The following is a 6,332-nucleotide window of genomic DNA, read 5'->3' as shown; positions in this document are numbered from 1 at the left end:
TCGTGATCGCTGCCGTCAACGTCGTCTTGCCGTGATCTACATGACCTATCGTCCCGACGTTGACATGCGGCTTCGTCCTCTTAAATTTTTCCTTAGCCATCTATGGCCATCCCTCCCGATATAAACGTAACTCTTTTCTTCCGATCTATGGAGCCCACGACCAGGATTGAACTGGTGACCTCGTCCTTACCAAGGAAGTGCTCTACCAACTGAGCTACGTGGGCATCCGCCTCCAGTCATGAGACATCACACAAAAAAATGGACACACGCCCAAAGTAAGCCAGTAATTTAAAGAGCCGGAAGCCTTTGTCAAGAGGTTTTTTCACTTTTGGGCCAGCGGCCAGTGGAGCCAGCGGGAAAAGTAGGACCAATCGGCTATTTCTGCTGACTTTGGCATTGCTTCCGGCGAGGTCTCGTTCTGCCGAAACTCCTCCTTCCCCGAAAAAAAGCGGGAGACGGGGTTCGAACCCGCGACCATTAGCTTGGAAGGCTAATGCTCTACCAACTGAGCTACTCCCGCATGGAACCCGAAAATAAGCTCCTCTGCTCTGTCTGTCAAGTCTCTTTCTTCAAGCGGCTGCAAACAATGCGGTTAACGTCCCTCCCATTTTCAACAGATGTCCGCATTCGATTGGCTCAGAAGGTAAAGCGAAACATGCCGTTAGGATGGCTTTCGCAGAAGTGATTTCTCTGTGATATCAGATTTGAAACGCGAAAGACCGAGATATCGGGAGATATCGCTGACTATCAGATAAAGGGCTGGTATAATGAAGAGAGTCATGCCGGTTGCAACGGTCAGCCCCCACACAATAGTGTTCGCAAGCGGCGACCAGACAAGAGATTTGCCTCCAAATCCGAGTGTCATGGGCAGAAGCCCGAATATTGTCGTAATCGAAGTGAGTACAATCGGCCGCAGACGGATCAAGCCACCTTTCATGATCGCCCGGAGCCTTCGTGCCCCCAATTCTCTGCGCCGATTGACAAAGCTTATCAGGACCAGGGAGTCGTTGACGACTATTCCAGCAAGCGCCACAATCCCGTACATAGTCGTGATAGAGAATGGATTACCTGTCACAAAAAGTCCGAGAGCGGCGCCGATAAATGCGAACGGGATCGTGAACATTATGATCAGTGGTTGTGCAAAAGATTTGAACTGAGCTCCCAATATCGCATATATGAGGATCATCCCAACCATGAACAGCATAGTTATGTTATCAAAAGCCGTTTCAAACTCCTTGAACTCACCGCCAAAATCGATTCGATAACCGGGGTATTTGAGTGAAACTGACTGAAATGCTTGAGCGACTTTCGCCACCGCTGCATCGATCGTGCTCTCGGACTTGTCCAACTCGGCTGAAATTGTGATCGCTCTCTCTCCGTTGAAACGGTGGATATCAGCCAAACCCTGTTTCGTCGAGAGTCGAGCAACATCCTTGAATGTTACCAAGCTGCCTAAGCGATTCAGTATCTTCATATTCTCTATGTCATCGACTTTCCCACGGCTCTCCTCATCGAACTTAACCATCACATCTACTTCCTCATCCCCGTCACGGTAAACAGTCGCCACCGCACCTTCGAATGCTGTCCCGACTGCCGCAGCAACAGTTCTCACATCAAGTCCGAGCATGGCGGAGCGTTCGATGTCGACATCAACCTGCAATTCCCGTTTCCCCGGCTGGTAATCGTCGAAAATCCCATATACCCCCGGAACGGCAGCCAGCGAGTCCTGGAGTTCCATCGCAAGCTCTTCGAGTCGATCGAAGTACTTTCCTTTGACCTTGAACTCTATGGGCGCCCCTACGGGAGGCCCGGTGCTGATCGTGACTACAGTGATGTCCTCTATACCCGCGACTTCCGGCGCAATGATCCGCTCCATCATCTCACGGAGTTCGGGTCCGGTGAACTGGCGATCTTTCTTGTTCTTGAGGTTAATCATTAGCTGCCCGACATAACTTCTGCTCACCCATTCCTTGTCGGTTTGCATAACCCCTGCATTTCCTATGACCGATTCGACCTCTCCTTCAGGCAACTTCCACGCCAACCGCTCGATCTTCTTGATGACTTCGTCGGTCGCCTCGATTCTGGTGCCGGGTGGCATTGTGACCCATACTTGCATTACGTCCATTTCATCCTCACGAAACAACTCGACTCCCGTGACGATGAACATGAATGTCCCGGCAAGGAGAAACATCACAACAACAGAAGATATGGCCGCGTATCGATGCTTGAGACTGAATTTGAGAATTCTGACATAGCGAAGCCGGAATTTTCTGATCCGTCGATTGTATCTCTTTCTGACGCGTAGCAATTTCTTCGGGCTCCATTCGGCGATATGAGATGGGAGAATGACGAATGCTTCAAACAAAGAGGCGGCCAAAGCGAGGCTGACAACTATTGGGACAATCCTCATGAACTTGCCGATTATACCAGGCACAAACATCAAAGGCAGGAAAGCCGCGATTGTCGTAAGAGTCGCGGAAAATACGGGGCCGACGACTTCTGCGGTCCCGATCTTCGCTGCCTGGTGCGGACTGTAACCGAGTTGCATGTATCGATAGCTGTTCTCTATCACGATAATCGCATCATCGACGATAACACCGAGCACAAGAACAAGCCCGAACAGCGAATTGCCGTTAAGCGACTCGCCGCTCAGCCACAGGAAGATGAACGTTGCAAGGAAAGAGACCGGGATTCCGATTGCCGCGAAGAGTGAATTGCGCCAGCCCATTACAATAGTGAGCAGTATGATAACCAGTACCAGACCGAAATAGGCATTATTGGAAAGCGCTGTCAGAACCTCGTCAATCAGGATACCCGTATCACCGGTGACAGAGAGCGAGACACCTTCAGGCAAACTCCGCCTGAAATCATCCACTGTCTTTCTTACCTCTTCGATCAGCGCGATCGTATTCCCCTTCGGTTTTTTCGACAAAGAGATTGTCATCGAAACATCACCGTTGAAGCGGGAAGTAGTCCTGCGTCTCTCAAAAGTGTCGGTAGCCTGGGCGACATCCGACAACCGTACAATGCCGCCATCCGGCGTAGATGAGATCACAACGTTTCTGATCTGATCTATCGATTCGAACTGGCCTATCGTGCGCAGAAGATACTCTTCTCGATCAATATCAATCTGCCCACCCGGTATAGAGACATTCTGTGAGGCCAGTGCGGTGACTATATGCCCAAGCGACAGATTGTAGAACTCGAGCCTCGACGAATTGACCTCTACCCAAATTTCGCGATCTCGGACCCCGTAGATCGCTGCTTGTGAGATACCTTCAATGTCTTCGATTATATCGCGGAGGTCTTCGGCGAGACTTTTCATCTCCGGTTCGGGAATGTCTCCAGAGACTACGACAGACACCATCGGAATGAATTCCTCGGTGCCAAAATCGATTAGAATCGGATCCTCGGCGTCTTCCGGAAGATCACGCATGGAATTGACCGTAGATTCCAGATCTTGAAATCGCTTGTCGAAGTCATCGTCAGACATTGTCTCGAACTTCGCCGACACCTGCGACAAACCTTCAGATGACGTCGAAGTCAGACTCTCGATCCTATCGACTCCCTCGATTTCGTCTTCCAGCGGGATGGTAATGTATTGTTCGATTTCCTCCGGCGAGACGCCGGGATAGGGAACGACGACAAATGCCCAATTGAGCGACATGTTCGGCATCAGCTCGCGAGGCATTTGCGGCAGCGCCCACAAAGCCCCAATCGCAATGATACCGATCATTATGAGGTTTACGAGGACCGGGTTATCGACCGCAAAATCAGAAATCTTCTTCATCAGGGAACTTCATTCAATCTGTGACAACAATAGCTGAGCCGTCCTGAAGGCTGTTCTGTCCGATAACTATCAGTCTATCACCGGCTGCAAGGCCGGATGAGATGACGACTTCTGCCCCACGCTCTGATGACACGGTGACTGCTTTCGACTTAGCCGTGGAGTTCACGTCCACTAAAACGACCGTCTTGCCGTTTCGCCGCAGGACCGCACTGGCCGGCACTACGATAACGCCCTCCTGACGACCTGTGGTGATACCGACATCTGCCAACATACCGGGTCTGATTCCGTTGCTGCTGTTCGCCAGCAGCACTTCAACTGGATATGTCCGAGTCGACTCTGATGCCTTGATGGCAATTGATTTGACAATGCCGTGAAACAGATTGCCCGGAAAAGCAGGAACAGTAACAACGGCTGGCTGCCCGACAGCCAAGCTGCTTATATCTGCTGCCGGGACATCGAAATGGATTTCCAGCGTGTCGATCTGCACTATGGTGAACGCGATCTGTCCGGCGGCGACCATCTCTCCCACATCGGCGTATATCGCCGTGATTTCACCGCCAAAAGGAGCCGAGACTCTTGTGTCAGCCAGAGCTTTCTCGGCAAGTCCGAGCACGGCCTTCGTAAGCTCATGCTCTCCGCGAGTTGTCGTTGCCAGCAGGCGAGCCTGCTCGATCTCCGACTCTGAAATGTCTTTGGTGAGATAGAGCTTCTCCATTCGGATGAGGTCGCTCTGCATCTTGGCGTCGGATGCCGCAGCAATGTCAAGCTGAGCTCTGCTCTTTTGAACATCAAGTCTCTGAGTTCTGTCGTCGAGTTCAATAACATCATCACCGGCAGCGACTTTGCTTCCCACATCGTTGACAATCCGCAAGACTCTGCCGAATGTTTCCGCGCTGACATTAGCATCATAATGCGCTCGCACCACACCTGTGGCATCAATCTCCTCTTGCACATCACTGGCTTGCACAATTGCTATTTCGACAGGCACCGCAGTGGTTTCAACATTTACGTCGATCTCGCTATCACTGTCCCCCGCACACGACAACAACAACAGTGCGATTGCTATCAAGAGAAGATACTGCAACATTTGTCTCATATTATTCATCCTCAGTATAACTGGCGCCCGAGCAGCTTGTCTAACTCCGCCTCAGCTGTCATATAATCATATACTGCCGACACATACTGAGCTTCTGAGCGCGTTCGGGCAATTTGAGCATCAATGAGATTCAGATTGTCAATTAATCCCTGTTCGAATCTATTCTCCACAGCTTTGAGATTCTCGCGAGAAATATCCCTGCTGATCCTCGCAGCCTCAACTTGCTGAAATGCAGTCCGCATTCTTGCGGCTGTTGCTGCGACCTTAAGCAGAAGTGTTCGCTCGAATTCTCGCTCCGCCGCCTCTCCGCTCTTCAAGTCCTCACGGGATTCCTTAAGTGATGCATAATCGCCGAAGCTGGAGAAGACTGGAAAACTCAGGACAACACTTGCTCGCCATGTTTCTATGCCGTCGAGAGCTATGTCATCATCAGTCTCCCACATATAGCTATAACTGAAGTTGATGCTGGGTTGAAAGAGAGAGTATTTCTGACGATAGAGTGCACGCCTGACTGCGGTGGACGCATGTACGGACCCCATGGCGGGAGAGTTCGCAAGTGCCTCGGTTTCGTATTCTGCAGATTGCTCCCGGAAGTCCCCGATAAGATGGATCTTCGCCGAATCGAGCAGTTCTGATATATCGTCTTCGGACATCTTCTCAAGATCATACTCCACACCCGGCTCAGAACCAATCGTCCGGTGAAACTCAATCCAGGCGAGTGCGAGATCATTCTCGGCCTGAATCAAATGTGTCATGTTCTCTGCAAGCTGCAGTTCCCACCTCAATGCTTCCACGTTCGATATCATTCCAAGCGAATGCTTCACATTTGCGCTCCTGAGATACTCATTGGCAAGTTCCGCCGACTGCTGCCATATCTCCAGAAGATCCTCTCCCCTCAACACATTGAAGTATGCGCGTTTCGTATCAAGGATAGTGTTTAATCGAGCTTCGACGTATGCATGTCGGCTGGCTTTCATGCTGCTCCTGGCTACAGACAGATTAGCCCACAATGATCCGCCATTATAGATAGGCTGAGTTAGAGTAAGATCAGAAGAATATGAGTTTCGGGGAATCAACGTGATGCCCGGCACAAATTCCCTGAAAAACTCCAGCGGCGCATTTTGAATTTGATTCGTGGTCTCATCCACCCTGCTCGCTGATGTACCGAAAGTGACACGGGGAAAGAACTGTGTCACTGCTCCGCGAAGTCCCCAGCGGCGCGCATTGAGATCGTGAGACTTCGATTTCAGATCGTAGTTTTCCTTGAGTGCGATCCTGACCGCCTTATCAAGGGAGAGTTTCTGCGACTCTGCCCTCAACGTGCCGAAGGCGATGAGAGCGATCATTACAGCTATTGAAATACGCAATATCATATTATCGAACAATGATACACGAGATCGATAATTTGTCAATTACTAAGAGAAGGATATTGTAGTATGTTTCTTT

The 6,332-nt window shown here is 50.6% G+C and carries 4 protein-coding genes and 2 tRNA genes; all 6 read right to left on the bottom strand.

Features of this window, described 5'->3' with window-relative positions; all coding sequences use genetic code 11:
• The coding region (locus KKH67_09015) for an elongation factor Tu (GenBank protein MBU1319320.1) at nt 1-100 on the bottom strand (100 nt) is incomplete at its 3' end.
• 48 nt (nt 101-148) lie between these two features.
• Nucleotides 149-224 (bottom strand) — tRNA-Thr (locus tag KKH67_09010).
• Between the two features lie 223 nt (nt 225-447).
• Nucleotides 448-520, bottom strand: a tRNA-Gly gene (locus KKH67_09005).
• Nucleotides 521-661: 141 nt separating this feature from the next.
• Nucleotides 662-3,790, bottom strand: coding sequence for an efflux RND transporter permease subunit (locus KKH67_09000; protein ID MBU1319319.1), 3,129 nt, complete (start codon nt 3,788-3,790; stop codon nt 662-664).
• A 13-nt stretch (nt 3,791-3,803) separates the two neighbouring features.
• Nucleotides 3,804-4,886 carry an efflux RND transporter periplasmic adaptor subunit gene (locus KKH67_08995; GenBank protein ID MBU1319318.1) on the bottom strand — a complete coding sequence of 361 codons (1,083 nt, stop codon included), beginning with the start codon at nt 4,884-4,886 and terminating at the stop codon, nt 3,804-3,806.
• An 11-nt stretch (nt 4,887-4,897) separates the two neighbouring features.
• Nucleotides 4,898-6,232 carry a TolC family protein gene (locus KKH67_08990; protein ID MBU1319317.1) on the bottom strand — a complete coding sequence of 445 codons (1,335 nt, stop codon included), beginning with the start codon at nt 6,230-6,232 and terminating at the stop codon, nt 4,898-4,900.
• Between the last annotated feature and the right edge of the window lie 100 nt (nt 6,233-6,332).

This window comes from Candidatus Zixiibacteriota bacterium (genome assembly GCA_018820315.1).
In the GTDB taxonomy this organism is placed as follows: domain Bacteria; phylum Zixibacteria; class MSB-5A5; order JAABVY01; family JAHJOQ01; genus JAHJOQ01.
This window is presented reverse-complemented; position numbering and strand designations above follow the sequence as displayed.

What these genes read in the sequence shown, in the direction of transcription:
- KKH67_09000 (MBU1319319.1), bottom strand. Translation starts at nt 3,790, where the DNA reads ATGAAGAAGATTTCTGATTTTGCGGTCGATAACCCGGTCCTCGTAAAC.
- KKH67_08995 (MBU1319318.1), bottom strand. Translation starts at nt 4,886, where the DNA reads ATGAGACAAATGTTGCAGTATCTTCTCTTGATAGCAATCGCACTGTTG.
- KKH67_08990 (MBU1319317.1), bottom strand. Translation starts at nt 6,232, where the DNA reads ATGATCGCTCTCATCGCCTTCGGCACGTTGAGGGCAGAGTCGCAGAAA.